The organism is Arthrobacter sp. JUb119, assembly GCF_024807995.1.
Classification (GTDB): Bacteria; Actinomycetota; Actinomycetes; order Actinomycetales; family Micrococcaceae; genus Glutamicibacter.
In genome coordinates this window covers 134,259-157,273 of record NZ_JANUFE010000007.1, presented here as the reverse complement: position 1 = coordinate 157,273, position 23,015 = coordinate 134,259, and the positions used below count along the sequence as shown (strand labels likewise).

Annotated in this window: 22 protein-coding genes; 13 read left to right on the top strand and 9 right to left on the bottom strand. The window is 61.7% G+C overall.

The annotated features are described in order from the left end of the window. Nucleotides 1–40: 40 nt before the first annotated feature. From M2368_RS16740 to M2368_RS16730, 3 genes are all read left to right on the top strand, one after another. The gene (locus M2368_RS16740) at nucleotides 41–994 is read left to right on the top strand and encodes a metallophosphoesterase (protein ID WP_105656984.1); all 954 of its coding nucleotides are present in this window, start codon (nucleotides 41–43) and stop codon (nucleotides 992–994) included. A 174-nt stretch (nucleotides 995–1,168) separates the two neighbouring features. Further along, nucleotides 1,169–2,992 (top strand): ABC transporter ATP-binding protein, encoded by a 1,824-nt coding sequence (locus tag M2368_RS16735; RefSeq protein WP_133833570.1) that lies wholly within the window; start codon nucleotides 1,169–1,171, stop codon nucleotides 2,990–2,992. Next, nucleotides 2,989–4,797 carry an ABC transporter ATP-binding protein gene (locus M2368_RS16730; RefSeq protein WP_400341982.1) on the top strand — a complete coding sequence of 603 codons (1,809 nt, stop codon included), beginning with the start codon at nucleotides 2,989–2,991 and terminating at the stop codon, nucleotides 4,795–4,797. Before M2368_RS16735 ends, M2368_RS16730 begins: the two co-directional genes overlap by 4 nt. Nucleotides 4,798–4,882: 85 nt before the next feature. On the opposite strand, the gene M2368_RS16725 is transcribed toward M2368_RS16730, so the two are convergent. Both M2368_RS16725 and purD read right to left on the bottom strand, forming a co-directional pair. After that, nucleotides 4,883–5,788, bottom strand: coding sequence for a phosphoribosylaminoimidazolesuccinocarboxamide synthase (locus M2368_RS16725; protein WP_332498200.1), 906 nt, complete (start codon nucleotides 5,786–5,788; stop codon nucleotides 4,883–4,885). A 15-nt stretch (nucleotides 5,789–5,803) separates the two neighbouring features. Further along, a complete protein-coding gene (purD, locus tag M2368_RS16720; protein WP_402695843.1) occupies nucleotides 5,804–7,090 on the bottom strand; it encodes a phosphoribosylamine--glycine ligase in 1,287 nt (428 codons plus the stop codon). Between the two features lie 302 nt (nucleotides 7,091–7,392). On the opposite strand from purD, the gene M2368_RS16715 reads away from it, so the two are divergent. The 4 genes from M2368_RS16715 to purM all read left to right on the top strand — a co-directional run bounded on the left by M2368_RS16715 (nucleotide 7,393) and on the right by purM (nucleotide 10,955). Next, nucleotides 7,393–7,773 carry a sterol carrier family protein gene (locus M2368_RS16715; RefSeq protein WP_105656988.1) on the top strand — a complete coding sequence of 127 codons (381 nt, stop codon included), beginning with the start codon at nucleotides 7,393–7,395 and terminating at the stop codon, nucleotides 7,771–7,773. 4 nt (nucleotides 7,774–7,777) lie between these two features. Further along, complete coding sequence (locus tag M2368_RS16710) at nucleotides 7,778–8,104, top strand: hypothetical protein (protein WP_105656989.1); 327 nt, start codon at nucleotides 7,778–7,780, stop codon at nucleotides 8,102–8,104. 105 nt (nucleotides 8,105–8,209) lie between these two features. Next, complete coding sequence (gene purF, locus M2368_RS16705) at nucleotides 8,210–9,733, top strand: amidophosphoribosyltransferase (protein ID WP_105656990.1); 1,524 nt, start codon at nucleotides 8,210–8,212, stop codon at nucleotides 9,731–9,733. 79 nt (nucleotides 9,734–9,812) lie between these two features. Next, nucleotides 9,813–10,955, top strand: coding sequence for a phosphoribosylformylglycinamidine cyclo-ligase (gene purM / locus M2368_RS16700; protein WP_332485915.1), 1,143 nt, complete (start codon nucleotides 9,813–9,815; stop codon nucleotides 10,953–10,955). A 245-nt stretch (nucleotides 10,956–11,200) separates the two neighbouring features. Here purM and M2368_RS16695 read toward each other — a convergent pair whose 3' ends face one another. After that, nucleotides 11,201–12,091 (bottom strand): Sir2 family NAD-dependent protein deacetylase, encoded by an 891-nt coding sequence (locus M2368_RS16695; protein ID WP_133833708.1) that lies wholly within the window; start codon nucleotides 12,089–12,091, stop codon nucleotides 11,201–11,203. A 191-nt stretch (nucleotides 12,092–12,282) separates the two neighbouring features. Beyond that, nucleotides 12,283–12,501, bottom strand: coding sequence for a DUF3073 domain-containing protein (locus M2368_RS16690; protein WP_105657086.1), 219 nt, complete (start codon nucleotides 12,499–12,501; stop codon nucleotides 12,283–12,285). A 222-nt stretch (nucleotides 12,502–12,723) separates the two neighbouring features. On the opposite strand from M2368_RS16690, the gene M2368_RS16685 reads away from it, so the two are divergent. Continuing rightward, a complete protein-coding gene (locus tag M2368_RS16685; protein ID WP_133833565.1) occupies nucleotides 12,724–13,365 on the top strand; it encodes a septum formation family protein in 642 nt (213 codons plus the stop codon). A 73-nt stretch (nucleotides 13,366–13,438) separates the two neighbouring features. Here the strand turns inward: M2368_RS16685 and clpB are convergent, their stop codons facing one another. Further along, nucleotides 13,439–16,027, bottom strand: a complete 2,589-nt coding sequence (clpB, locus tag M2368_RS16680; RefSeq protein WP_498724749.1) for an ATP-dependent chaperone ClpB — start codon at nucleotides 16,025–16,027, stop codon at nucleotides 13,439–13,441. Between the two features lie 170 nt (nucleotides 16,028–16,197). Here clpB and M2368_RS16675 point away from each other — a divergent pair, with 170 nt between their 5' ends. The 3 genes from M2368_RS16675 to M2368_RS16665 all read left to right on the top strand — a co-directional run bounded on the left by M2368_RS16675 (nucleotide 16,198) and on the right by M2368_RS16665 (nucleotide 18,683). Continuing rightward, nucleotides 16,198–16,692, top strand: a complete 495-nt coding sequence (locus tag M2368_RS16675; RefSeq protein ID WP_133833563.1) for a DinB family protein — start codon at nucleotides 16,198–16,200, stop codon at nucleotides 16,690–16,692. A 30-nt stretch (nucleotides 16,693–16,722) separates the two neighbouring features. After that, complete coding sequence (locus M2368_RS16670) at nucleotides 16,723–17,190, top strand: GNAT family N-acetyltransferase (protein ID WP_402695841.1); 468 nt, start codon at nucleotides 16,723–16,725, stop codon at nucleotides 17,188–17,190. 308 nt (nucleotides 17,191–17,498) lie between these two features. Beyond that, entirely contained in the window at nucleotides 17,499–18,683 is a 1,185-nt protein-coding gene (locus M2368_RS16665; protein WP_498724748.1) for a TerC family protein, read from the top strand. A gap of 73 nt (nucleotides 18,684–18,756) precedes the next feature. Here M2368_RS16665 and M2368_RS16660 read toward each other — a convergent pair whose 3' ends face one another. Continuing rightward, nucleotides 18,757–19,167: a YccF domain-containing protein gene (locus M2368_RS16660; protein WP_105656996.1), complete on the bottom strand. Its 411-nt coding sequence runs from the start codon at nucleotides 19,165–19,167 to the stop codon at nucleotides 18,757–18,759. Between the two features lie 126 nt (nucleotides 19,168–19,293). Here M2368_RS16660 and trmB point away from each other — a divergent pair, with 126 nt between their 5' ends. Then, nucleotides 19,294–20,151 (top strand): tRNA (guanosine(46)-N7)-methyltransferase TrmB, encoded by an 858-nt coding sequence (gene trmB / locus M2368_RS16655; RefSeq protein ID WP_133833561.1) that lies wholly within the window; start codon nucleotides 19,294–19,296, stop codon nucleotides 20,149–20,151. A gap of 50 nt (nucleotides 20,152–20,201) precedes the next feature. Continuing rightward, nucleotides 20,202–20,828, top strand: coding sequence for a GNAT family N-acetyltransferase (locus M2368_RS16650; RefSeq protein WP_105657088.1), 627 nt, complete (start codon nucleotides 20,202–20,204; stop codon nucleotides 20,826–20,828). On the opposite strand, the gene M2368_RS16645 is transcribed toward M2368_RS16650, so the two are convergent. From M2368_RS16645 to M2368_RS16635, 3 genes are all read right to left on the bottom strand, one after another. Next, nucleotides 20,825–21,253 carry a heat shock protein transcriptional repressor HspR gene (locus M2368_RS16645; RefSeq protein ID WP_105656998.1) on the bottom strand — a complete coding sequence of 143 codons (429 nt, stop codon included), beginning with the start codon at nucleotides 21,251–21,253 and terminating at the stop codon, nucleotides 20,825–20,827. The two genes, M2368_RS16650 and M2368_RS16645, sit on opposite strands and share 4 nt — an antisense overlap. A 113-nt stretch (nucleotides 21,254–21,366) precedes the next feature. Then, complete coding sequence (locus tag M2368_RS16640; RefSeq protein ID WP_498724747.1) at nucleotides 21,367–22,341, bottom strand: DnaJ C-terminal domain-containing protein; 975 nt, start codon at nucleotides 22,339–22,341, stop codon at nucleotides 21,367–21,369. An 85-nt stretch (nucleotides 22,342–22,426) separates the two neighbouring features. After that, nucleotides 22,427–23,008, bottom strand: coding sequence for a nucleotide exchange factor GrpE (locus tag M2368_RS16635; RefSeq protein WP_105657000.1), 582 nt, complete (start codon nucleotides 23,006–23,008; stop codon nucleotides 22,427–22,429). Between the last annotated feature and the right edge of the window lie 7 nt (nucleotides 23,009–23,015).

Below are 23,015 nucleotides of genomic sequence, written 5' to 3'. Positions count from 1 at the left end.
AAGTTGCCTCCGGGCTTGAAAGGACGATGGCACAGAAGTCATGGTTGAACAGAATAATTTCGCTTCGGCATTACGTCATGCCAGCGGTACTGCGGCCCTTGCCGCCACCGGCGCTCTGGCCATCGGCGGAGCTCTGGTGGGCTATGGCATGCTGGAGGCCCAGAAGTTCGGGCTGCGCCACGAATCGCTTAAGGTTCTGCCCCGCGGATACGGCGACATCAAGGTCCTGCACCTTTCGGACATCCACATGGTTCCAGGGCAGGAAGCCAAAACCCAGTGGCTGCGCGGTCTGGCTGATCTGAAGCCCGACTTTGTCATCAACACCGGGGATAACCTCAGCCACCGCAAGGCCGTGCCGGCTTTGATCAAGGCGCTGGAACCGCTGATGGCTTTCCCTGGCGCCTTCGTTCCCGGGTCCAATTGCTACTACGCTCCGAAGCTGAAGAACCCGTTCAGGTATTTGGCTCCTTCCACCGGAACTCCCAACCCTGCCCCGCGCGACCAGTTGCCGTTCGAAGAAATGCACCGGGCCTTCGGCGGAGCCGGCTGGATCAACATGTCCAACCGTGCGCATTCCACGGTGCTCAATGGCCTGCGCCTGGATCTTACCGGCGTGGATGATCCGCACATCGACCGGGACCTCTTCGCTGGCTGGCCGCGTGGTTCCTCCTCAAGCAGCCAGGCGCCCCACGTGCGCATTGCGCTCACCCACGCGCCCTACCAGCGGGTTCTTGACCAATTCACCGAGGCGAAGGCTGATGTCATTTTCGCTGGCCACACCCACGGCGGCCAGGTGTGCATCCCGGGCTATGGCGCATTGGTCTCCAACTGCGATCTGCCTACGTGGCGCGCCCGCGGCCTGAGCGATTGGGAATACAACGGCAACACCGTTCCGTTGAATGTTTCCGCTGGCGTGGGCACCTCGCGCTTCGCTCCGATTCGCTTCGCCTGCCCGCCGGAAGCCATCATGGTTACCCTGGCTGCCCGCGACTAAGCCACGAAATTTCTTCGGGTAATCCCCGGTCAAGCACCTTCTTGGTGCTCGACCGGGGATTATTTGCCTCCAATGTGAAGCACTTCTTTCCAATAGTTGCCTATTGATTGAATTATCCCAACTACTGCCGGTAGTCTGTAACTCTGTCAAACTTCTGGATGAATGCGGGGTACCGTGGCTCAAGCTCAACAGGCCGGTTCGAAAGATCCGGTCCCGCTCTCCGCAACACTGAAACGGCTTGCTCCTTTCGTCAAGCCGATCTTCCCCCGGCTCTTTTGCGGTTTCCTCTGCGCGCTCGGCGCCGGAATTGTCGCGCTGGCCATCCCCCAGGTGCTCGCCTGGCTGGTCAATGTCGTCCTGCATCGTGATGGGGCAGCCTCGGAGGTGTGGCTCTCTGTTGGCATCGTTGCCGCATTGGGCCTTGTCGAAGCCCTGCTGATCTTCCTGCGCCGCCAATTCGTGCTGAATCCCGCAGCAGGCCTTGAAGCGCAGATGCGCATCCGCTTCTACAAGCACCTGCAGCGCCTGCCCGTGGCGTTCCACGAACGCTGGGGCTCGGGGCAGCTTCTCTCCCGCTCCATGTCGGATCTCTCCTTGTTGCGCCGTTGGCTCGCGTTCGGCGCGATGATGCTGGTTGTTGAAACCGTCACCGTCATCACCGGGCTGGTGCTGATGTTCACCCATTCATGGATCCTGGGACTGCTCTACCTGCTGGGATCTATCCCGATTGCCATCAAGGCCTACCGTTTCCGCAACGACTACCGGGCCGCCAGCCGCCGCAGCCAGGACCAGGCTGGGGACCTGGCCACCGCGGTGGAAGAATCAGTGCACGGTATCCGCGTCATCAAGGCCTTCGGCCGCGGGCCGCATGTCTACGCGGGCTTCAGCGCCCAGGCAAAGTCCCTGCAGGAAACCGAAATAACCAAGGCCAAGACGCTGGCCAGCTTCCTGCTCACCGTGGTTGCGGTGCCCGAAACCATTCTGGGCATCGGCTTGCTCATCGGCATTGCCCAGGTCGCCAACGGCACGCTGAGCGTCGGCTCGCTGGTGGCCTACTTCGCCATCGCCGCGGTCATCGCCGGCCCCGTCGAGGGCATGGGAATGCTGCTGGGCATGACGCTGAGCACCAAAACTGCGCTGGACCGCCACTTCGAGGTCATGGATTCAATCAATGACATCGATTCCCCCGCGCAGCCCCGGGTCCCTGCAGAACGCGATGGCAGCGTGAAGCTGGAGCATGTGCGCTTCGCCTACCCGGATACCGCCGGTACCCACCGGCCGATCCTGGCCGACATCAATCTGGAGATCCGTCCCGGGGAAACCATGGCCCTTGTCGGCATCACCGGTTCGGGCAAGTCCACCTTGCTGAACCTGGTTCCGCGCCTGCATGAAGCGACCTCCGGCGAGGTGCTCATCCACGGACAGGACGTCAAGGACTGGGACCTCCAGGAACTGCGAACCGAGATCGCCGTGGCTTTCGAGGACACCACCTTGTTCTCCACCTCCATCCGCGGCAACGTGCTGCTCGGCGCCCCGGAAAACCTGGATGAGCAGCAGCGCGAAGCCCTGCTCGCCGAAGCCCTGGACGTCGCCCAGGCGCAGTTTGCCTACGCGTTGCCCGAAGGGGTAGACACCTTGATCGGCGAGGAAGGCCTGTCGCTATCGGGCGGGCAGCGCCAGCGCATCGCCTTGGCCCGCGCCATCGCAGCGCGCCCGAGCGTGCTGGTCCTCGACGATCCGCTGTCCGCCCTGGATGTGCGCACCGAGGAACTGGTCACCGAGAGGCTGCGCGAAGTCCTGGCCGGAACCACCACGCTGATCGTGGCCCACCGGCCCTCGACCGTGATGCTCGCCGACCGCGTGGCGCTGCTGCGCGATGGCCGCATCGACGCGGTGGGAAGCCATGCCCACCTGTTGAGCACCAATGAGCATTACCGATTCGTCATCGCCAGCCTGGATGACGAAGACCAGCCAGCCACCGTGGAGGTCTCCCGATGAGCAAGCCACTGGGCGTCGCCAATGAAGACGCCATCAAGCTCTCTGCCGCCGAGCGCAAGGTCGTGCGGCAACGTTCCTTCCGGTTGCTGGCCTCGCTGGCCGTGCCGCAGAAGAAGCTGTTCGTCCTCACCGTGGTGCTGGTGCTGTTCTCCAACGCGGCACGCGTGCTGCTTCCGGTGCTGATCGCCTTCTCGATCGACTGGACCCTGCCGCAGGTGCGCGAAGGCAACTGGGGCGCCCTGGGGATGACCGGGGCCGGATACATCGTGTGCGCCGTGCTCAGCGGCGTGCTGCTCTCCTGGTACATCACCAGTGCGGCGAAGATCTCCCAGGCGATGCTCCTGGATCTGCGCCAGCAGGTCTTCCGCCATACCCAGCGGCTGAGCCTCGAATTCCACGAGAACTACACCTCCGGGCGGATCATTTCCCGGCAGACCTCCGATCTGGAAACGCTGCGCGAGCTGCTCGATCAAGGCGTCTCGGAACTGGCCTCCTCCTGCGTGTTCGTGGTCTTCACCCTGGTCTCGATTTTCTTCCTCGACTGGCGCAGCGGCCTGGTGGTCTGCGTGGCCGTCCTTCCGGTAGCGATCCTCTTCTTCTGGTACCAGCGCCGCTCCGAGCTGCTCTACCGCGAATCCCGCGTGGTCTCGGCCAAGGTCATCTCCACCTTCGTGGAAACCATGACCGGCATCCGCGCGGTCAAGGCCTTCCGCCGCGAGGAAGCCAACGACGCGAACTACTCGGATCTCGCGGAGCAGTACCGGGTGAACTCGGTGCGTTCCTTCAACCTCTTCGGCGTCCTGCAGCCGGGACTGGTCCTGATCGGCAACCTGACGGTGGCGGCATTGCTCGCCTACGGCGGATTCCGCATCATCGACGGCACCATGCAGGTCGGTGCGATGGTGGCCATCCTGCTGGCCTCCAAGCGCCTGTTCCAGCCAGTCGAGCAGATCGCCATGTTCTATTCCTCGCTGCAGTCGGCCACCGCCGCCCTGGAGAAGGTTTCGGGGCTGCTGGAGGAAGAACCGACGGTGCGCGAGCCTGCGGCCCCTCGCACCATCCGCAAGGTGGCCGGCGAGCTGGTCTTCAAGGATGCGGTCTTCGGCTACGGCGAGGGCCCGGTGATCATGGAGGAATTCGACCTGCGGATCCCGGCGGGCCAAACGGTGGCCGTGGTAGGCCAGACCGGTGCCGGCAAGTCCACGCTGGCCAAGCTCATTGCCCGCTTCTACGACCTGCGTTCGGGCACCTTGGAACTGGATTCGGTGCCGATCAACGAGCTGTCGAACAAGGAACTGCGCCAGCACGTGGTGATGGTCACCCAGGAGGCGTTCCTCTTCTCCGGATCGGTGGCCGAGAACATCGCGCTGGGCCGGCCGGGCGCCTCGCCGGAGGATATCGAGTACGCCGCCCGTGCGGTCGGCGCCCACGAGTTCATCTTGGATCTGCCTGAGGGCTACGGCACCGACGTGAACAAGCGAGGCGGACGGGTCTCGGCCGGCCAGCGCCAGCTGATTTCCTTTGCCCGCGCCTTCCTTGCCGATCCTGCGGTGCTGATCCTTGATGAGGCCACCAGCTCCCTGGATATCCCTTCGGAACGGGCAGTGCAGCGCGGACTGCAAACCCTGCTGGGCAACCGCACCGCGCTGATCATCGCGCACCGCCTGTCCACCGTGCAGATCGCGGACCGCGTGCTGGTGGTCCACGATGGCAAGATCACCGAGGACGGCACCCCAGCGCAGCTGATTGCCGATGAGGGGCGCTTCGCGGCCCTGCACAAGGCGTGGAAGGACTCGCTGGTCTGATCCCGTCCAGGACAGCGCAAAGCCCTCCGCAGATCACTTCGATCAGCGGAGGGCTTTGCCGTGCGTGGTTGTTCTTCGCCTGCGCCTAGGCGCTGAAGACCTGGCCGGTGAGCCGTTCGTAGGCCTCGATGTAGCGGGCACGGGTCTTCTCGATGATTCCGGCTGGCAGCTGAGGCGGTTCTTCGCCCGAGTTCTTGTCCCAACCCGATTCGGCGGAGGTCAGCCAGTCGCGGACGAACTGCTTGTCGAAGCTGGCCTGCGCCTGGCCCGGCTTGTAGGATTCGGCATCCCAGAAACGCGAGGAATCCGGGGTCAGCACCTCATCGCCCAGGGTGATCTCGCCGGTGGCCGGATCAGCTCCGAACTCCACCTTGGTATCGGCCAGGATGATGCCGCGCGCGCGGGCGATCTGCTCGGCCTGCTCGTACAGGGCCACGGTCTTCTCCCGCAGCGCCTCGGAAACTTCGGCGCCAACGCGTTCCACGGTCTGCTCGAAGGAGATGTTCTCGTCGTGCTCCCCCACCTCGGCCTTGGCCGATGGGGTGAACAGCGCCGGTTCCAGGCGCGAGCCATCCACCAGTCCTGCCGGCAGTGGCAGCTCGCACACGGTCTGCGAGGCCTTGTACTCGGCCAGGCCCGATCCGGTCAGGTATCCGCGGGCGATGCACTCGATCGGGTACATCTCCAGCTTCTTGCACACCATCGCGCGTCCGGCCACCTCGGCTGGAACATCGGTGGAGATGACATGGTTGGCGAAGTCGCCCAGCTGCTCGAACCACCAGAGGCTGAGCTGGGTCAGCACCTTGCCCTTGTCCGGGATTTCGCTGGCCAGCACGAAGTCGTAGGCGCTGATGCGGTCGGAGGCCACCACGAGGACACGGTCGGTGCCTTCGAAGCTGGCGCCCGCAGGCACGTACAGGTCGCGTACCTTGCCCGAGTAGTAATGGTCCCAACCTTCTAGGTCGAGCACTTCGGTCTGGAATCCTGCCATGAGTTCTGTAGTCCTCTACTTGCTTTCGTTGGCGATGGCGATTTCGCCGCGTTCGGCCTTCAACGCAATGTCGGTGCGCGACTGGGCACCGTCCCAGCTGATCTCGGCAACCCCGGCGTACGCTGCGGCGCGGGCCGCGGCGAGGTCATCGCCCAGGCCCACCACGGCCAGTACGCGGCCACCGGAAACAATGATGTTCCCTTCAGCATCCGCGGAAGTTCCGGCATGCATCACGTGCACGCCGTCAATTCCGTTGGCTGCCTCCAGCCCGGAGATCACCGCTCCCTTGACCGGGGTGTCCGGGTAGTTCTCGGCGGCGATGACCACATCAACTGCGGTCTGCGCGGACCAGGTCAGCTGCTCGGCATCATCGAGCCGGCCCTTGGCGGCAGCCATCAGCACACCGCCCAGCGGAGTCTTCAGCCGGGCAAGGACAGCCTGGGTTTCCGGGTCGCCGAAGCGGGCATTGAACTCGATGACGCGGATGCCGCGCTTGGTGATCGCCAAGCCGCAGTACAGCACGCCGGTGAACGGGGTGCCGCGCTTTTCCATTTCGCGCAGGGTCGGGTAGGCGACGCGGTCCATGACCTCGTCGACGAAGCTCTCCGGCAGCCATTCCAGCGGCGAGTAGGCACCCATGCCACCGGTGTTCGGGCCTTCGTCGTTATCGAAGATGCGCTTGAAGTCCTGTGCCGGGGCCAGCGGAACAGCATGCTTGCCATCGCAGATGACAAACAGGGAAACTTCTGGGCCATCGAGGAATTCTTCGATCACTACGGTTCCGCCGGCGGCAAAACAGGCTTCTGCGTGCTCCAGCGCTTCGTCGCGATCGCCGGTGACCACGACGCCCTTGCCGGCGGCCAGGCCATCGTCCTTGACCACGTACGGCGCACCGAAGTCATCCAGCGCACTGGCGGCTTCCTCGCGGTTGGTGGCCACATGGGCCATGGCGGTGGGAACCTCAGCGGCAGCCATGACGTTCTTGGCAAAAGCCTTGGACGCTTCGAGCTGCGCGGCAGCCTGGGTCGGGCCGAAGACCGGGATCTGCGCTGCGATCAGCGCATCGGAAACACCGGAAGCCAGCGGCGCTTCGGGGCCGACGACCACCAGATCGCTGCCCAGTTCCCGGGCGAGCGCGACGACTGCGGCAGGATCCTGCGCATCGATCGCGTGGGTAGTGACGTCCTGTGCGATACCGGCGTTGCCGGGGGCGCAATGAACTTCGTTGACGTAGGGGTCTGCACTCAGTGCACGGACAATTGCATGCTCACGGCCGCCTGGGCCAATAACCAGTACCTTCACCCGGTCGAGTTTACCGGAGATCCAGCGGGTCAACCGCGTCTATGACGCGCAGGCATTAGCCGCAGGCCCCGTCCATCTGGCCGCCCGCCTGGCACCGGGCCGAGGGGCGAATTCGGCGCCAGCAAGCCCAAAGCGCCCCCTGGAAGTCTTCGGCACAGCATCATGCCGGCATCCAACCGGCGCTGCGTTGGCTGAACTAGAGTTGGCATGGCTGGATTTCTCGGTTTTCCAGATCCACAGTAGATGCCCAGCGCACGCAAATATGACGTTTCTCCGTCATTGAGAGAAAGTGGAATCGACCCATGGCAATCAAACGGCGCGTTGATGAAACCGCTGGCCGAGCGGCCCTGCGCGAATGGTCCGGAACCACGCAGGGACAAGGAAAAATAGCCCGCCCGGTGCTCGCCACCGCGGTGCGCTTTTCGCTGGAGGAGCTGGCCTCCCGCGCCGAGGGCAACTCGGTCGAGGTACGCGTTCCGCCCTTCGGTGTGACTCAGTGCATAGCGGGTCCCCGGCACACCCGCGGAACACCTCCGAATGTAGTCGAAATGCCTGCTGAGCTCTGGCTTTCCCTTGCTACTGGGCGTATCGGCTGGGCCGAGGCCTTGCAGACTGGGCAATTGCATGCTTCGGGACTTAGGGCAGACTTGTCAGCGCACCTACCACTTATTGAGTACCCTTAAGGGTATGGAGCAACACCCCGCTACCCCGTCTTCTGCCGATCAGAGTGTTGAAGTGCATATTCACTCGTCGCCCAAGTTCTGGCCGTTCATTTTGACTTTCGCGGTCCTTGGCGCGCTAGCCGGTCTCATCATTGGCCTGCTTGGCGAACCATCGCAGGATTACACCCGCACCTCGGCGTCCGGATTCTTCGCCATATTCGGTGCAGGCCTGGGCGTAGGCATCGGCGCATTGGCGTATGTGATTGTTGATCGCGTGACCTCACGCAAAACCACCAAGCATCTGGCAGTTCCTCTGGCCGAGGACACTGACTCCAGCGGACTACAAGGCTAGGCAGCTTTTCTCCTGAATTAGAAGAGCAGGCGGCCGCGCACCTGGCCGCCACCCACCACATTTTTGGTCGGTGTCGACCAACTGGAACATGAGAGAATAACCAACATGGCGCGTGGCGATGGATTCTTAAATCACGACCTGCTTCCAAACGAAAAGGGGCCGCAGGATGAATGCGGCGTTTTTGGCGTTTGGGCTCCTGGCGAAGAGGTCGCAAAACTCACCTATTACGGCCTGTATGCCCTGCAGCACCGCGGACAGGAATCCGCTGGTATTGCCACGAGCGACGGTGCGCGTATCAACGTCTACAAGGACATGGGCCTGGTCTCCCAGGTGTTCGACGAGAATACGCTGAACTCCATGGCCGGCCAGCTGGCTATCGGCCACTGCCGCTACTCGACCACCGGTGCCAGCCACTGGGCCAATGCGCAGCCGACCTTGGGCCCGACCCAGGCCGGTACCGTCGCCCTGGCCCACAACGGCAATCTGACCAACTCCGCTGATCTGGCCGATATGGTCTCCGCCAAGCAGCAGGCCGAAGGCGGCAAGGTCCGCGGCGAACTCGCCCAGGGCAACACCACCGACACCGCCTTGGTCACCGCCTTGCTGGCCGGTTCCGAAGGCCAGTCGCTGGAAGAAACCGCGCTGGAGCTGCTGCCGAAGATCGAAGGCGCCTTCTGCTTCGTCTTCATGAACGAGGACACCCTCTACGCAGCCCGCGACCCGCATGGTGTTCGCCCCCTGGTCCTGGGCCGGCTGGACCGAGGCTGGGTTGTTGCTTCGGAGCAGCCTGCACTGGCTACCGTTGGCGCCTCGTTCATCCGCGAAATCGAACCCGGCGAAATGATCGCCATCGACGAGAACGGCGTGCGTTCCACCCGCTTCGCCGAAGCCACTCCCAAGGGCTGCGTCTTCGAGTACGTCTACCTGGCTCGTCCCGATGCTGCCATTGCCGGCCGCTCGGTCTACGAATCCCGCGTGGAAATGGGCCGCCAGCTGGCCCGCGAGAACAGCGCGGACGCGGACATCGTGATCCCGGTTCCGGAGTCCGGCACCCCGGCCGCCATCGGCTACGCCGAGGAATCGGGCATTCCATTCACCCACGGCTTCGTGAAGAACGCCTACGTGGGCCGTACCTTCATCCAGCCATCGCAGACCCTGCGCCAGCTGGGCATCAAGCTCAAGCTCAATGCGCTGGAAACCGTGCTGCGCGGCAAGCGCGTCGTGGTGGTGGATGATTCGATCGTCCGCGGCAACACCCAGCGCGCGGTGGTGCGCATGCTGCGCGAGGCCGGTGCCGCCGAGGTGCATGTGAAGATCTCCTCGCCTCCGGTCAAGTGGCCTTGCTTCTACGGCATCGACTTCGCCTCGCGTGCCGAGCTGATCGCCAACGGCGCTGCCGTGGCTGAGATCGCGACCTCCATCGGCGCGGACTCCTTGGCCTACATTTCCGAAGACGGCATGATCGAAGCGACCCGCCAGCCGCGCGAGCGCCTGTGCACCGCGTGCTTCACCGGCGAGTACCCGATCGCCTTGCCGAACGAGGAGCGCCGCGGCAAGAACCTGCTGGAGCGCAGCAACCAGGGCGGCTGCGAGCCAGGTCCTGATGCCGAGTTCGAAACCAACAGCTAATCCCCTCCACGATCCCAACCATCTCGTTGCAAAGGGCGCCGGAAATGCGGCGCCCAGAACAGAAAAGGAACCGACTGCCATGAGCGGCAATGATCAGCAGCCAACTTCCATCACCTATGCCGGTGCCGGCGTTGACGTTGAGGCCGGTGACCGTGCCGTTGAGTTGATGAAGGGCGCGATCAAGGCAACCCACACCGCGGGCGTTGTCGGAGGGGTCGGCGGCTTCGCCGGGCTCTTCGATGTATCGTTCCTGACCGGTTACAAGAAGCCGTACTTGGCTACCTCCACCGACGGGGTAGGCACCAAGGTTGCCATCGCCCAGAAGCTGGACATCCACGACACCATCGGCCAGGACCTGGTCGGCATGGTGGTCGACGATATTGTCGTGGTGGGCGCCAAGCCTCTGTTCATGACCGACTACATCGCCACCGGCAAGGTCGTCCCGGAGCGCATCGCGGATATCGTGCGCGGCATCGCGGAAGGCTGCAAGCTGGCCGGCACCGCGCTGGTTGGCGGCGAAACCGCGGAGCACCCGGGCCTGCTAGCCGAGGACGAATACGATGTTGCCGGTGCTGCTACCGGTGTCATCGAAGCTGACCAGCTGCTGGGCCCGGAGCGCGTGCGGGCCGGCGACGTCGTCATCGGCATGGCGTCCTCGGGCATCCACTCCAACGGCTACTCGCTGGTGCGCCGCGTCATCGCCCACGCCAAGTGGGAGCTGGAACGCGAAGTTGCAGAGTTCGGCAAGACCTTGGGCGAGGAACTGCTGGTTCCGACCCGCATCTACACCACCGCTTGCCTGGATCTGGTGGGCGAGCTGAACGACGGCGAGAACTTCGGCGTGCACGGCTTCAGCCACGTCACCGGTGGGGGCCTGGCTGCCAACCTGGCTCGCGTGCTGCCCCAGGGCCTGATGGCCCGTGTGGACCGCTCGACCTGGTCCCTGCCAGCAGTCTTCTCCACCATCGCCCAGCTGGGCAACGTGCCACAGCCTGACCTTGAGCGCACCCTGAACCTGGGTGTGGGCATGGTTGCTGTTGTTGATCCAGCTGTAGCTGATCGTGCCGTAGAGCTGCTGAACAAGGCTGGCATGGGAGCTTGGGTCATGGGCGGCGTCGAGAATATCGATCCAGCGGCAGCCGATGCCGGACTGGACTACGTCCAGGGAGCCAAGGGCGTTGACGGCGGCGCAGTGCTGCTGACCGGCAACTACGCCAAGTAGTACTCGCAGGATCCGCTTCCTTGCCGATGCGCCGCACTGATCCCAGTGCGGCGCATCGGTTCTTTAACGCCATCGCCATGCGAATGGGGATGCAGGGTTGACCGGAGCCCTCTTGCCCGGCTTCCAGGCGCCAGGCAATGCTGCCGGTGGTGCTGCACCAGTGCGAGCTTCCTGCCGGGCTGAGTGCCCAGAGCAGCATTTGGCACGCTTCATTGGTGTCCCTTGCGGGACGAAATACCGGCCTGCTAGTCCAGTTGCTTCAGGGCGTGCTCCAAAGGCACACGCCAGCGCCAGGTTGCTTTTTGTTCACCGCGGACGTGGCCGTTGGTAATCAGCGCCACCGGCAAATCCCGCTTGACGAAGTTCAACAGGATCTTGTACCCGCTCATCACTGCAAGGGAGGAGCCCAGCACCAAGAGCGATGTGGATTCCGCTTCCAGTGCCGCAATGCGTTCCTTGCGTTCAACCGGAACGTTCTCGCCGAAATACACCACATCAGGCTTCAGGGCCAGCGAGCCGCAGCTCAAGCAGGCCACCATGTTGAACCGGTCAACCAGATACTGGGGCAGCTCCACATCCCCATCGGGGTTCACCGCGCTGGGGTCGATTTCCACGGCTTCCAAATAGCCTTCGTTGGCCGCCTGCAGGCGCAGATCAAAGTCATTGCGGTTCTCGCTGTACCCGCAGTCCAGGCAGCGGACGATCGACAAGTCGCCATGGACCGGAATGACCCGTTTGGATCCGGCCTGCTGGTGCAGCCCGTCAACGTTCTGCGTAATGATTCCACTGAGTTTCCCGTGCTCTTCCCACTGCACCAAGCGCTGGTGAATGTGGTTAGGCTCGGCTTTGTCCATATGGCGCCAGCCGACGTAGCCACGGGCCCAATAGCGCTGCCGGGCTTCAGGACGGAATCGGAATTCTTGATAGGTCATCGGCCGGTGGCGCTGCAATGAACCGTTGGGTCCCCGGTAGTCGGGGATTCCGGAATCGGTAGAAACACCGGCTCCGGTGACCACCAGGACCCCGCCAGCGGAAAGCATTTGGCGCACCCCGGCACGCGCTTCAGCTTCCGGGGATTCAGGTGCCTGCTGCTCGACAATGCGCTGCATCGACCGGATGGCCGAATGATGCGCCATCTGGATGGATAGCTCTTCTGGAGTGCTCACGTTCCACCTAACAATTACTGGGCACGACAAAGGCCGCAACGACTAAAAGCTAATTTAGCTTAGTCGCTGCGGCTTGTCGCAAAATGTACTGAAGAGCTGTACCACTCAATGCTTAAGGTGTGGCACTCTGAGCCAAGGACTCCCGGCATCAGAAGACGAGGCTACTCGTCTTCGTCATCTCCCGAGTACTTCTTAGTCAGCTCGTCGTATTCCGAATATTCTTCGTCATACGATGAATCATTACGCTCAGTGTTCTGAGCATGATGATCGGACTGAACGCCCAACTCGCGTTCAAGTGCCGAAAGGTCAGTGGACGGCGAGTAGTACTTGATATCTCGCGCCTGACGCTGTGCTTTAGCCTTTTGACGGCCGCGCCCCATGGCGTGACCCCCTCTTTTCAGTAGAGTCGGGAGGTGGTCCACCTTGAAAAGATGAAGGCCCCCGAATATGTGATCAGTTCTTTCGTAATTAAAGGTTAACACGATTCACCGGCGAGCGCTGAATGCAACACCCTCCGAAACCGCTAGACTGTCGATTAGTCCAACGACTATGTATTGAGCCGGCGAGCGATCGCCCGACCCAACCACGAAGGAGCTCAACAGGTGGTGGAAAACAATCTGCCCGAGCCGCAGGCGGCTTTGCCGCCATTGCAGCCAGAACCGGAGAAGCCCAAGCGTCAAAGTGCCCAATGGGCCTTGATGATTGTCGCCGTTCTCGCACTGGCCGCGGCAGTGGTTTTCGTGGTGTTGAGACTAGTGGATCCCCCTGCTTCGCCAACTGCGAACAACGTGGAGCGCAACGAGAATCCAGGCCTCGACGGCATTGTTGCCACCGAGATGCCTCCAACCCAGTTGGAGCAAGGCGACTGCCTGCGCGGATTCAATTCACCACTGGATCCGCAGACGGTCGTAACCTGTGATTCCTCCCACAATGCCCAACTGATCGGCATCTTCCAGGTCACTGGCGAGGAGTACCCGGGAGCCAACGTGCTGCTCACCCAATCCGAAGACCTGTGCAAATCGGTGTCACTGGATCCTCGTGCAGGGCTGGACTCCACCTGGACCTATCACTTCTCGCGTCCCTCGGAGAGCACCTGGGGCCAGGGCGACCGCACCGTTTCGTGCTTCCTGAGCCTGTCCGAGGGCGACGTCCGCAACTCATTGCTGCCAGAGGGCTCTACGGATGGAGAATCGGAGAACTCCGAAGAGGAGCCGTCCAAGGCACAGGAGACCACCGACAGCTAAGTCTGCGTTCAGGAAAAATGGCGAGGGCATGAACGGGATTCCATCCGTTCACGCCCTCGCCATTGCCAGGCTCCTAGGCCTTCTTGGCAACTTTGAGCTTGTCGCCAACTTCGTCCAGGGTGACCCCTACAGTATCCCCGTCCTGCACCGTTCCAGCCAGGATCTCCTTGGCCAGCCGGTCTCCGATCTCGCGCTGCACCAGGCGGCGCAGCGGACGAGCGCCGTAGGCAGGATCGTAACCGGTCAGGGCCAGCCAATCGCTGGCGGCCTGATCCACCTCCAGGTTCAAGCGGCGGTCGGCCAAGCGCTGTGCGAGCAGGTCGATCTGCAGCTTGACGATGCTGCCCAGCTCTTCGATGCTCAATGGGTCGAAGAGGATGACCTCATCGAGACGGTTCAAGAACTCCGGCTTGAACGATGCATTGACCACGCTCATCACCGCTGACTTCTTGGCCTCGTCTTCCATGCTCTGGTCCACCAGGAACTGGGAACCCAGATTCGAGGTGAGGATCAGAATGGTATTCCTGAAGTCCACGGTGCGGCCTTGGCCATCGGTCAGCCGCCCGTCTTCGAGCACCTGCAGCAGGATATCGAATACTTCCGGATGCGCCTTTTCCACCTCGTCCAGCAGAATCACCGAGTACGGGCGGCGGCGCACAGCTTCGGTCAGCTGCCCGCCCTCTTCATACCCTACGTAGCCCGGAGGGGCACCGACCAGGCGCGAAACCGCATGCTTCTCCGAGTATTCGGACATGTCGATCCGCACCATCGCCCGTGGATCATCGAAGAGGAAGTCAGCCAGGGACTTGGCCAGCTCCGTCTTGCCGACACCGGTAGGACCCAGGAACAGGAAGGATCCGGTAGGGCGGTTCGGGTCGGCAATGCCGGCGCGGGTACGGCGAACGGCATCAGAGACAGCGGCAATAGCCTGCTTCTGCCCCATCAGGCGCTGCCCGATGATTTCTTCCATATCCAGCAACTTCTGGCTTTCACCCTGCAGCATGCGCCCGGCCGGAATACCGGTCCACGCCGAGATGACTTCTGCAATGTCATCCGCGGTGACTTCCTCGGCAACCATGGTGTGCGTATCGGCCTTATCGGCTTCGGCAGCTGCCGCCGCATCCAGTTCCTGCTGCAGCGTTGGGATCTCCCCGTAGAGCAGGCGAGAGGCCTGCTCCAGGTCGCCCTCGCGCTGGGCCTTGTCGGCCTGGCTGCGTAATTCGTCGAGCCTGACCTTCAGGTCACCGACGCGGTTCAAGCCAGCCTTCTCGGCTTCCCACTGGGAGTTCAGCGCGTCCAGCTGTTCCTTCTTGTCGGCCATGTCCTTGCGCAGCGCATCCAGGCGTTCCACCGAAGCTGGATCCGTTTCATCGGACAGCGCCAGCTCCTCCATGGTCAGCCGGTCCACCTCGCGGCGCAGCTCATCGATTTCCTCCGGAGCCGAGTCGATCTCCATGCGCAGGCGGCTAGCGGCCTCATCAACCAGGTCGATGGCCTTGTCTGGCAGCTGGCGGCCGGAGATGTACCTGTTGGACAGCGTGGATGCTGCCACCAAGGCGGAGTCCGCAATGGAAACCTTGTGGTGCGCCTCGTAGCGCTCCTTCAACCCACGCAGGATGGCAATGGTATCATCCACGCTGGGCTCACCGACATACACCTGTGCGAAGCGGCGTTCCAGGGCGGGATCCTTCTCGATGTTCTCGCGGTACTCGTCCAAGGTAGTAGCACCAATCAAGCGCAACTCGCCGCGGGCGAGCATTGGCTTGAGCATGTTCCCCGCGTCCATGGCGCCTTCGGAGGCTCCGGCGCCGACCACGGTGTGGATCTCGTCAATGAAGGTGACAATCTGGCCGTCCGAAGCCTTGATCTCTTCCAATACCGACTTCAGCCGCTCCTCGAATTCGCCACGGTACTTGGCGCCGGCGACCATGGCGCCCAAATCCAGCGAGATCAGGGTCTTGCCACGCAGGGATTCCGGCACGTCGCCCGCGATCATGCGCTGGGCAAGCCCCTCAACGACAGCGGTTTTGCCAACGCCTGGCTCGCCGATCAGCACCGGGTTGTTCTTGGTTCGGCGGGAGAGCACCTGGACCACGCGGCGGATCTCGCGGTCGCGGCCGATGACTGGATCCAGCTTGCCCGAGCGAGCCAGGGCGGTCATGTCGGTACCGAACTTCTCCAGGGACTGGAAGGTGGCCTCCGGATCCGGATTATCGACCTTGCGGTCGCCGCGGATGGTGGGCAAGGTGCCCACCAGCAGTTCGCGGGTGGCCCCGAATTCGCGCAGCGCGTCGCCGGCCTTGGTCTGGTCTGACGCCAAGGCGATAAGCAGGTGCTCCGTGGAGACGTAGGTGTCCCCCATTTCTGCGGCAGCCGCTTGGGCGTTGCTCACAACCTGCAGCAGCTGTCGGGAGTACTGGGCCTGGGCCACTGAACTGCCGGAGCTGGAAGGCAATGCGTTGATGACAGCGCTTGCCTTGATCGAAAGCGCGTCGACATCCAATCCGGCGGTCTTCAGGAGGGCGACTGCGACGGAGTCGCGCTGGTCCAGCAAGGCCTTCAGCAGGTGCGCAGGTTCAATCTGCGGATTGCCTGCGGTTGAAGCGTTCATCCCGGAAGCCGAGAGAGCTTCTTGGCTCTTAGTGGTGAGTTTGGTGTCCACGCGCATCCTTTCTCTAATTGGGTGAACCCATAAACTTGAGTGTACTTAACTCAACTCTACTCGCACTCTTCGTATTCCAGCTAGAGCAAGATTTTCGAAAGATTTTCTATTTCACTTGCCCCAGAGGCAAAATCCCTTGTCACTAACGATTTGCCGACTTAAGATAAAGCATGGCCAACCCGGATTCCAAAGACATTTTTTCACTGACCCACGATGATATGGTCCAAGTTTTCATCGATCAGCACCGGCAGATGCTGCTTTCCTGCACCGGCGGACTGAGTGAAGCCGAAGCCAGATTGAAGTTGGTTGAATCCAAGACCACGCTGCTCGGGCTGGTGAAACATGCGATCTTCGTGGAACGGGTCTGGTTCGGTGAAGCAGCCACCGGCCGCAGCCGTGCAGAGCTGGGCATTGCCTCTTCGCCCAGCAAATCATTCGACTTGGAGGCTTCCGACACCATCGATTCGATTCGGCACGAATATGCCCAAGCCATCGAACTGTCGCATCAAGCAGTCGAAGGCAAAACAGGAGATGACGTCTTCTCAGGCAACCGGCGTGGACCGCTGCCGCTGCGCTGGATCCAGCTGCATATGCTGCGTGAACTGGCACAGCATTGCGGACACGCAGATATCCTGCGTGAACAAATCCTGGCCGCGCGGAAATAGCGTGCCGCCCTCAACCGGTAGACTCCGGGCATGCCATTAGAACTCCACCCGCTTCCCGCTGAAGAATTCCATTCGTGGATGGCACGAAGTACCGCCGAGTACGTATCGGACCTTGTTGCCGCTGGCAGTTCCCAGCACAAGGCGCAGGAAGATGCAGACCGGGCCATGACCCGGGCCTTTCCCACCGGATTGCCAAGTTGCACCAATGCGGTATTCACCCTGGAGCATGGCATTTTCGGCGATGTGGGCTATGTCTGGATCGGCCACGACACCTCAGGCGATCCGGCTTCATGGTGGGTTTGGTACATAGTTGTCGACCCCGGGCACCGCGGCAAGGGGTTCGGACGCCAGGCCATGAATTTGGCCGAAGAATACGCCCGTGCCCACGGCGCACGTACCCTGGGGCTGAATGTGTTCGGATTCAACCAGAGCGCTCGCGGCCTCTATGAATCGCTTGGATATGAAACCACCAGCATCAAGATGCACAAGTCGCTCTAGCAGCGCCTAGTTCCTGCCCCTAGCCCACGTTGCTCCAAGCGAAGTGCATTCTTCGAATTGCTATTGACGCCTACCCAACTGCACAAAGACAAAGTACATTACAGATCATCATGACATCCACGGACCAAGATTTTTCCAGAAGCACCGCATCGGGATAAGCTGGTAGAACGTAAGGGAGTATTCATAATCGTTGAATCCGTCAATACGCAGGACTTCATGGTCCTGCCGGGTTTTGCGGCCAGCCCCGGGGTCGGTGAAGAGACTTACTCAGATGCGTTCGCGCGCTACTTACGAAAGCAGGAATCCCTATGGGAGTTTCCCCTATGATTTGGGGCATCACGATTGTCGTGATTCTCGCCCTTCTGGCCTTCGACTATTTCTTCCACATCCGCAAGGCCCACGTTCCATCGCTGCGTGAAGCAGCGATCTGGTCCAGCATCTATGTTGGCTTGGCCCTCGTTTTCGGTGTGCTGGTGCTGGTCTTCGGCGGAATCGACATGGGTGCCGAGTACTTTGCCGGCTACATTACCGAGAAGGCCCTGTCGGTCGACAACCTGTTCGTCTTCCTGATTATCATCGCCAGCTTCCGCGTACCCCGCGAAGACCAGCAGAAAGTCCTGCTCTTCGGCATCGTCTTCTCGCTGATCGCACGTACCGCCTTCATCTTTGTCGGCGCGGCGCTGATCAACCAGTTCGCTTGGGTCTTCTACCTGTTCGGCCTGATCCTGCTGTTGACCGCAGGCAACCTGCTGAAGAAGGATGACGAATCCGAAGAGGCCAACAACTTCATCATCCGGATCGCCAAGAAGCTATTCCACACTACCGACAACTATGACGGCGACAAGCTGTTCACCAAGATCGATGGCAAGAAGGTCCTGACTCCGATGCTGCTGGTCATGGTGGCCATCGGCGGTACCGATATTCTCTTCGCTCTGGATTCCATCCCTGCGATCTTCGGACTCACCCAGAACGTCTACATCGTGTTCACGGCTACCGCCTTCTCGCTCATGGGACTGCGCCAGCTCTACTTCCTGCTCGACGGATTGCTGGACCGCTTGATCTACCTGTCCTACGGGTTGGCAGCAATCCTGGCATTCATCGGCGTGAAGCTGATCCTGCATGCACTGCACGAGAACAACTTGCCATTCATCAATGATGGTGAGCACGTGATGGTCATTGAAATCAGCACCGGCCTGTCGCTGAGCGTCATTATCGGCGTCCTGGTGCTGACAATTCTCGCTTCGCTGTTCAGCAAGGCAGGCAAGGCCCAGACTGCCATCGGCAACCTGCGCCGCCATGCCAACAGCTACAACGACCTGAGCTACACCTCGGACGCGGTCGAACGCGAACGCATCTACCGCGCCTTGGTGGAGGAAGAAGCGTATGTGAAAACCATGGAAAAGAAGTACCGCGACAAGGCCAAGGACGTGGACAAGATCCGTGTCGAGGTCGCCGAAGCGCACCGCCAGCACGATGAGTACCTCAAGAGCTGATCAGGTTCGTACATAAAGCGAATGGCTGCCAACCCCATCAAGGGTTGGCAGCCATTCGCTGTCTTGGCGCAGCCTAGCGGCGAACACCGCCGATGAAATAGTCCGAAGGCACAATGACCTTGCCCAGAGGCATCAGGGAAACCGGGATCATCTTCAAGTTTGCGATCCCCAGCGGGATGCCGATAATCGAAATGAACATCGGGATCGCGGTTACCACGTGCCCAACGGCAATCCAGATACCAGCAAAAATGATCCAGATGATGTTGCCCAGGGTGGAGAACGCGCCTACCGGGCCGTTGTCGACCACGGTGCGGCCAAACGGCCACAGCGCATAGCCGGCAATGCGGAACGAGGCGATGCCGAATGGAATGGTCACGATCAGCACGCAGCAGATGATGCCTGCCAACACGTAGCCCAAGGCCAGCCACAGGCCGCCGAAAAGCAGCCAAATAATGTTGAGAATACCGCGCACTAAATCAGTCATGGTTATATTCTCTGTCTTTTGCCTGTTTTACTCCATCGGGGATCCCCCCGATTTTCTTCTAGGGGTGTCCAATCCCCTACCGTTCGGCAAGCATCGAAGCAGCTTGCTCGGATAGGATTAATCATCATGAGCGAATCGAGCGAGCAGCAGCGCCCAGCCCACGGCACTGCCCCTAGGAACCCAGACCTTTTCCGTGCCGAGCCGGTATCCTTCGTGCGCCGCGGCAACCGCCTGCAGGGCCGCCGTGCCAGCGCCTGGGAGCGCAATGCCGATCAGTACGTCATTGAGCCGCCCCGCAAGATCGCCGACACTTCGGTTGCCGATGACTTCCAGCTCGATCCTGCCGAGGCTTTCGGACGCACCGCACCGCTGATCGTGGAGATCGGCACCGGCCTGGGCGAATGCATCGCCAACGCCGCCAAGGATGATCCCGAGCGCAACTACCTCGCCGTTGAGGTCTACCGTCCGGGCCTGGCCCAGCTGATGCTGAAGGTCGAGTCTTTCGGCATCACCAACGTCCGCGCAGTGCAGGCCAATGCCCCAGAGGTTCTGGATGTCATGCTGGACGAGAACAGCGCCGATGAGATCTGGATCTTCTTCTCAGATCCATGGCACAAGCCGCGCCACCATAAGCGTCGCCTGATCAAGGCCTCGTTCCTGGACAAGGTCTCCCGCGTGCTCAAGCCGGGAGGCACCCTGCGCTTGGCCACCGACTGGTCCAACTACGCCGAGCAAATGCGCGAAGTCCTCGAAGCCCATCCGGACTTCGAGAACCAGCATCATGGCAATCTGTCCGGCACTGAGAGCAACCTGACCAAGGTGCGCCGCGAGGGCATGGAAGGCTTCGACCCCGAGCCAGAATTCACCGATGCCCAGGGTGGCTGGGCCCCGCGTTTCGAGCGCCGGATCCTGACCAGCTTCGAAGGCAAGGCGCTCAAGGCTGGTCGTCTGGTCTTCGATCTGGCGTACACCCGCATCGGCTAGTCGCCGAAATAAAGCATTGAAGAGGCCATGGAATCCATAGGATGGATTCCATGGCCTCTTCTTCTGCGCAAAGTCTGCACTACGCCCAAGCTCCGAGAATGGACTATGCCGGGGTGCGGCTAGAACAATTGTCAATGGACCACGCCCCGGATCTGATCCAGCTCGCAGCCAACGGCCAGTTGGATGAAGCGTGGTTTGCCACCACTCCATCGGCCGAATCCATGCGCTTGGATATCCAGCGCCGCTTGGCATTGCAGGAAACTGGCGAGATGGCTCCCTTTGCGATCATCGACCTGTCCACCGGCAAAGCGGTGGGGGCCACGACTTACTTGAATATCGACGCGGCAAATCACCGCGTGGAAATCGGCTCAACGTTCCTGGCCATGCCAGCCCAAGGCACCGGGATCAATCCAGCTGCCAAGTTCATGCTGCTGCGCCGGGCTTTCGAGGAACTGGATTGCTATTCAGTGGCTTTCTGCACGCACTGGCACAATGCCGCTTCACGCGCCGCGATTGCACGGCTCGGCGCCAAGCAGGATGGCGTGCTGCGCAATCACAAATATGATCCAAAGAGCGGCACCCTGCGCGATACGGTGATGTTCTCAATACTCCCGCACGAATGGCCTGCCGTGCGCACCCAATTGGAAGCGCGCTTGGCCCGGCACGGACGGATCTAGCGTCCGATAGCGCGGCGCGCGGTAAACAGCGTCACGGTCGGTTCACGGCGTTCAGGGCGCATGCCCCTAGCCAACGAAACGATGTCGCCTCCAGCGGTGCCCGCAGCGAAGATGCGAGATTGGCCCTGGCGTACGGCGGAAAGTTCTTGGCGAAGCCCATTGACTTCGGTTTGCAGATAGGCGACTTGATCTTGCAGGTCCAGGATGCGCTTGATGCCCTCGAGCGAGACGCCTTCCTTGCTCAGGGCCTGCACCTGGCGCAACAGTGATACGTCGCGCTGCGAGTAGCGGCGTTGCTTTCCGCTCTGGCGGCTGGGCGAAACCAAACCAATGCGGTCATACTGGCGCAGCGTCTGCGGATGCATGTCTGCAAGTTGCGCGGCGACGGAAATGACGAAGACAGGTCGCAGGTACTCCCCGTTCACGTTGCTTCTACCACCTTTCTGCAAGGACCTTGGATTCGGTCCCTATTGCCTTCGAGTCTATCTTCCCTGCCCAGCCAATTCGATGACGGGGCAGGGAAGACAGCCTATTGGGTTCAGAGCTTGGCTTTGGCAGCCAAATCCACTCGTGGATCCTCGCCCTCGGTGGCTGATGCGAAGTCCTCCACGGCCTTCTTTGCAGCATCCGAGAGGTTCTGCGGAATCGCGACATCCAGGACGATCAGCAGATCGCCGGTGGCCTTGGAGGTCTTCACGCCGCGGCCCTTCAGACGCAAGGTGCGCCCGGAGTTGGATCCAGCGGGAACCTTCACCGCAACGGAATCCCCGTCCAGGGTCGGTACGTGGATCTTTGCTCCAAGCACCGCTTCAGCGAAGGTCACCGGCACGTGGATGCGGATGTTGTTCTCTTCGCGCTTGAAGAACGGGTGCTCGCTGACCTTGACCTTGACCAGCAGGTCGCCGTTGCCGGCAGCACCAGGCTGGCCCTTGCCGCGCACGCGCACCGACTGGCCATCCTTGATGCCCGCCGGTATGCGCACGTCAATGACCGCGCCATTCTGCTCGCGCAGGCCAATGGTGGTGCCCTTAATTGATCCGGAGAAGGAAATCGTGGTGCTCGCCGTGCGGTCAGCACCCTTGCGCGGTGGTGCGCTCTGGCCGAAGCCGCCGCCACCGAAACCGCCGCCACCACCGAAGAGGTCGGAGAAGTCCGGCTGCCCGCCGCGGCCACGTGCGCCCGCTCCGCCGCCTCCGAAGAGGTTGGAGAAGATGTCCTCGAAGCCGGCTTGCCCGCCGGGGCCGCCCGGTCCGCCACCAGCAGAGAATCGCGCTCCGCCGCCCATGGCGCGGATCGCGTCGTACTGCTCGCGCTCTTCCTTGTCCGAAAGCACCGAGTTGGCTTCGGAGATGTCCTTGAATTTCTTTTCAGCGGCCGCATCACCCTGGTTGGTATCCGGGTGGTACTTGCGCGCAAGCTTGCGGTACGCCTTCTTGATGTCCGCCTCGCTGGCGTCCTTGGAGACGCCCAGAATGGCGTAAAAGTCTTTTTCGATCCAGTCCTGACTTGCCATCAGGGCCCCATCCTTTCAGTGCCAATTCGACACTGCCCACTGTCGAAGACTCGGCAGTGGGCAGTATCGATTGTGCTATTCGTGGCTATTCGCCGGTTGCTACCAGCACCTGAGCTGCACGCAGGATGATGGTTCCCTTGCGGTAACCGGTGCGCAGCACCTGTCCCACGTGGTCGGCTGGAATCTCGTCAACAGCCTGGCGAAGCAGGGCTTCGTGGATGTTCGGGTCGAATTCCACGCCGGCCTCGTTGATGCGCTCCAGGCCATGCTGAGCCAGAATTCCATCCAGCTTGTTGGCGATCGATGCGAACGGGCCGTCGGCGAGGTCGCCGTGGGCTCGTGCCGCATCGATGTCGTCAAGCACCGGAAGCAGGGTGTTGAGCACGGACTGCACGGCGTTTTCACGCGCTACGGCCCGGTCGCGTTCCACGCGCTTGCGGTAGTTGACGTATTCGGCCTGCAGGCGCAGCAGGTCGTTGCGCAGTTCGGTTTCCACCGCACCGGCCTCTTCCGGCTGCGCCGAATCGGCTTCAGCGCCAGCAGCAGCTTCGTTCAGGATCGCCTCGGCCTGACCCAGGGCGTCAGCGGTTGGCTGCTCGTTGGCGGCCTCTGGCTGGTTCTCCGGCTCCTGGCCGGAGTTCTCGTTCTGGTCCTTTGCCTCGGACATATTCCTA

Excerpts from the sequence above, each read along its gene's own strand:
- M2368_RS16740 (WP_105656984.1), top strand. The coding sequence starts at position 41 with ATGGTTGAACAGAATAATTTCGCTTCGGCATTACGTCATGCCAGCGGT.
- M2368_RS16730 (WP_400341982.1), top strand. The coding sequence starts at position 2,989 with ATGAGCAAGCCACTGGGCGTCGCCAATGAAGACGCCATCAAGCTCTCT.
- M2368_RS16725 (WP_332498200.1), bottom strand. The coding sequence starts at position 5,788 with ATGGCAGGATTCCAGACCGAAGTGCTCGACCTAGAAGGTTGGGACCAT.
- M2368_RS16715 (WP_105656988.1), top strand. The coding sequence starts at position 7,393 with ATGGCAATCAAACGGCGCGTTGATGAAACCGCTGGCCGAGCGGCCCTG.
- M2368_RS16710 (WP_105656989.1), top strand. The coding sequence starts at position 7,778 with ATGGAGCAACACCCCGCTACCCCGTCTTCTGCCGATCAGAGTGTTGAA.
- purF (WP_105656990.1), top strand. The coding sequence starts at position 8,210 with ATGGCGCGTGGCGATGGATTCTTAAATCACGACCTGCTTCCAAACGAA.
- purM (WP_332485915.1), top strand. The coding sequence starts at position 9,813 with ATGAGCGGCAATGATCAGCAGCCAACTTCCATCACCTATGCCGGTGCC.
- M2368_RS16695 (WP_133833708.1), bottom strand. The coding sequence starts at position 12,091 with ATGGCGCATCATTCGGCCATCCGGTCGATGCAGCGCATTGTCGAGCAG.
- M2368_RS16690 (WP_105657086.1), bottom strand. The coding sequence starts at position 12,501 with ATGGGGCGCGGCCGTCAAAAGGCTAAAGCACAGCGTCAGGCGCGAGAT.
- M2368_RS16675 (WP_133833563.1), top strand. The coding sequence starts at position 16,198 with ATGGCCAACCCGGATTCCAAAGACATTTTTTCACTGACCCACGATGAT.
- M2368_RS16670 (WP_402695841.1), top strand. The coding sequence starts at position 16,723 with ATGCCATTAGAACTCCACCCGCTTCCCGCTGAAGAATTCCATTCGTGG.
- M2368_RS16665 (WP_498724748.1), top strand. The coding sequence starts at position 17,499 with ATGGGAGTTTCCCCTATGATTTGGGGCATCACGATTGTCGTGATTCTC.
- M2368_RS16660 (WP_105656996.1), bottom strand. The coding sequence starts at position 19,167 with ATGACTGATTTAGTGCGCGGTATTCTCAACATTATTTGGCTGCTTTTC.
- trmB (WP_133833561.1), top strand. The coding sequence starts at position 19,294 with ATGAGCGAATCGAGCGAGCAGCAGCGCCCAGCCCACGGCACTGCCCCT.
- M2368_RS16650 (WP_105657088.1), top strand. The coding sequence starts at position 20,202 with ATGGCCTCTTCTTCTGCGCAAAGTCTGCACTACGCCCAAGCTCCGAGA.
- M2368_RS16640 (WP_498724747.1), bottom strand. The coding sequence starts at position 22,341 with ATGGCAAGTCAGGACTGGATCGAAAAAGACTTTTACGCCATTCTGGGC.
- M2368_RS16635 (WP_105657000.1), bottom strand. The coding sequence starts at position 23,008 with ATGTCCGAGGCAAAGGACCAGAACGAGAACTCCGGCCAGGAGCCGGAG.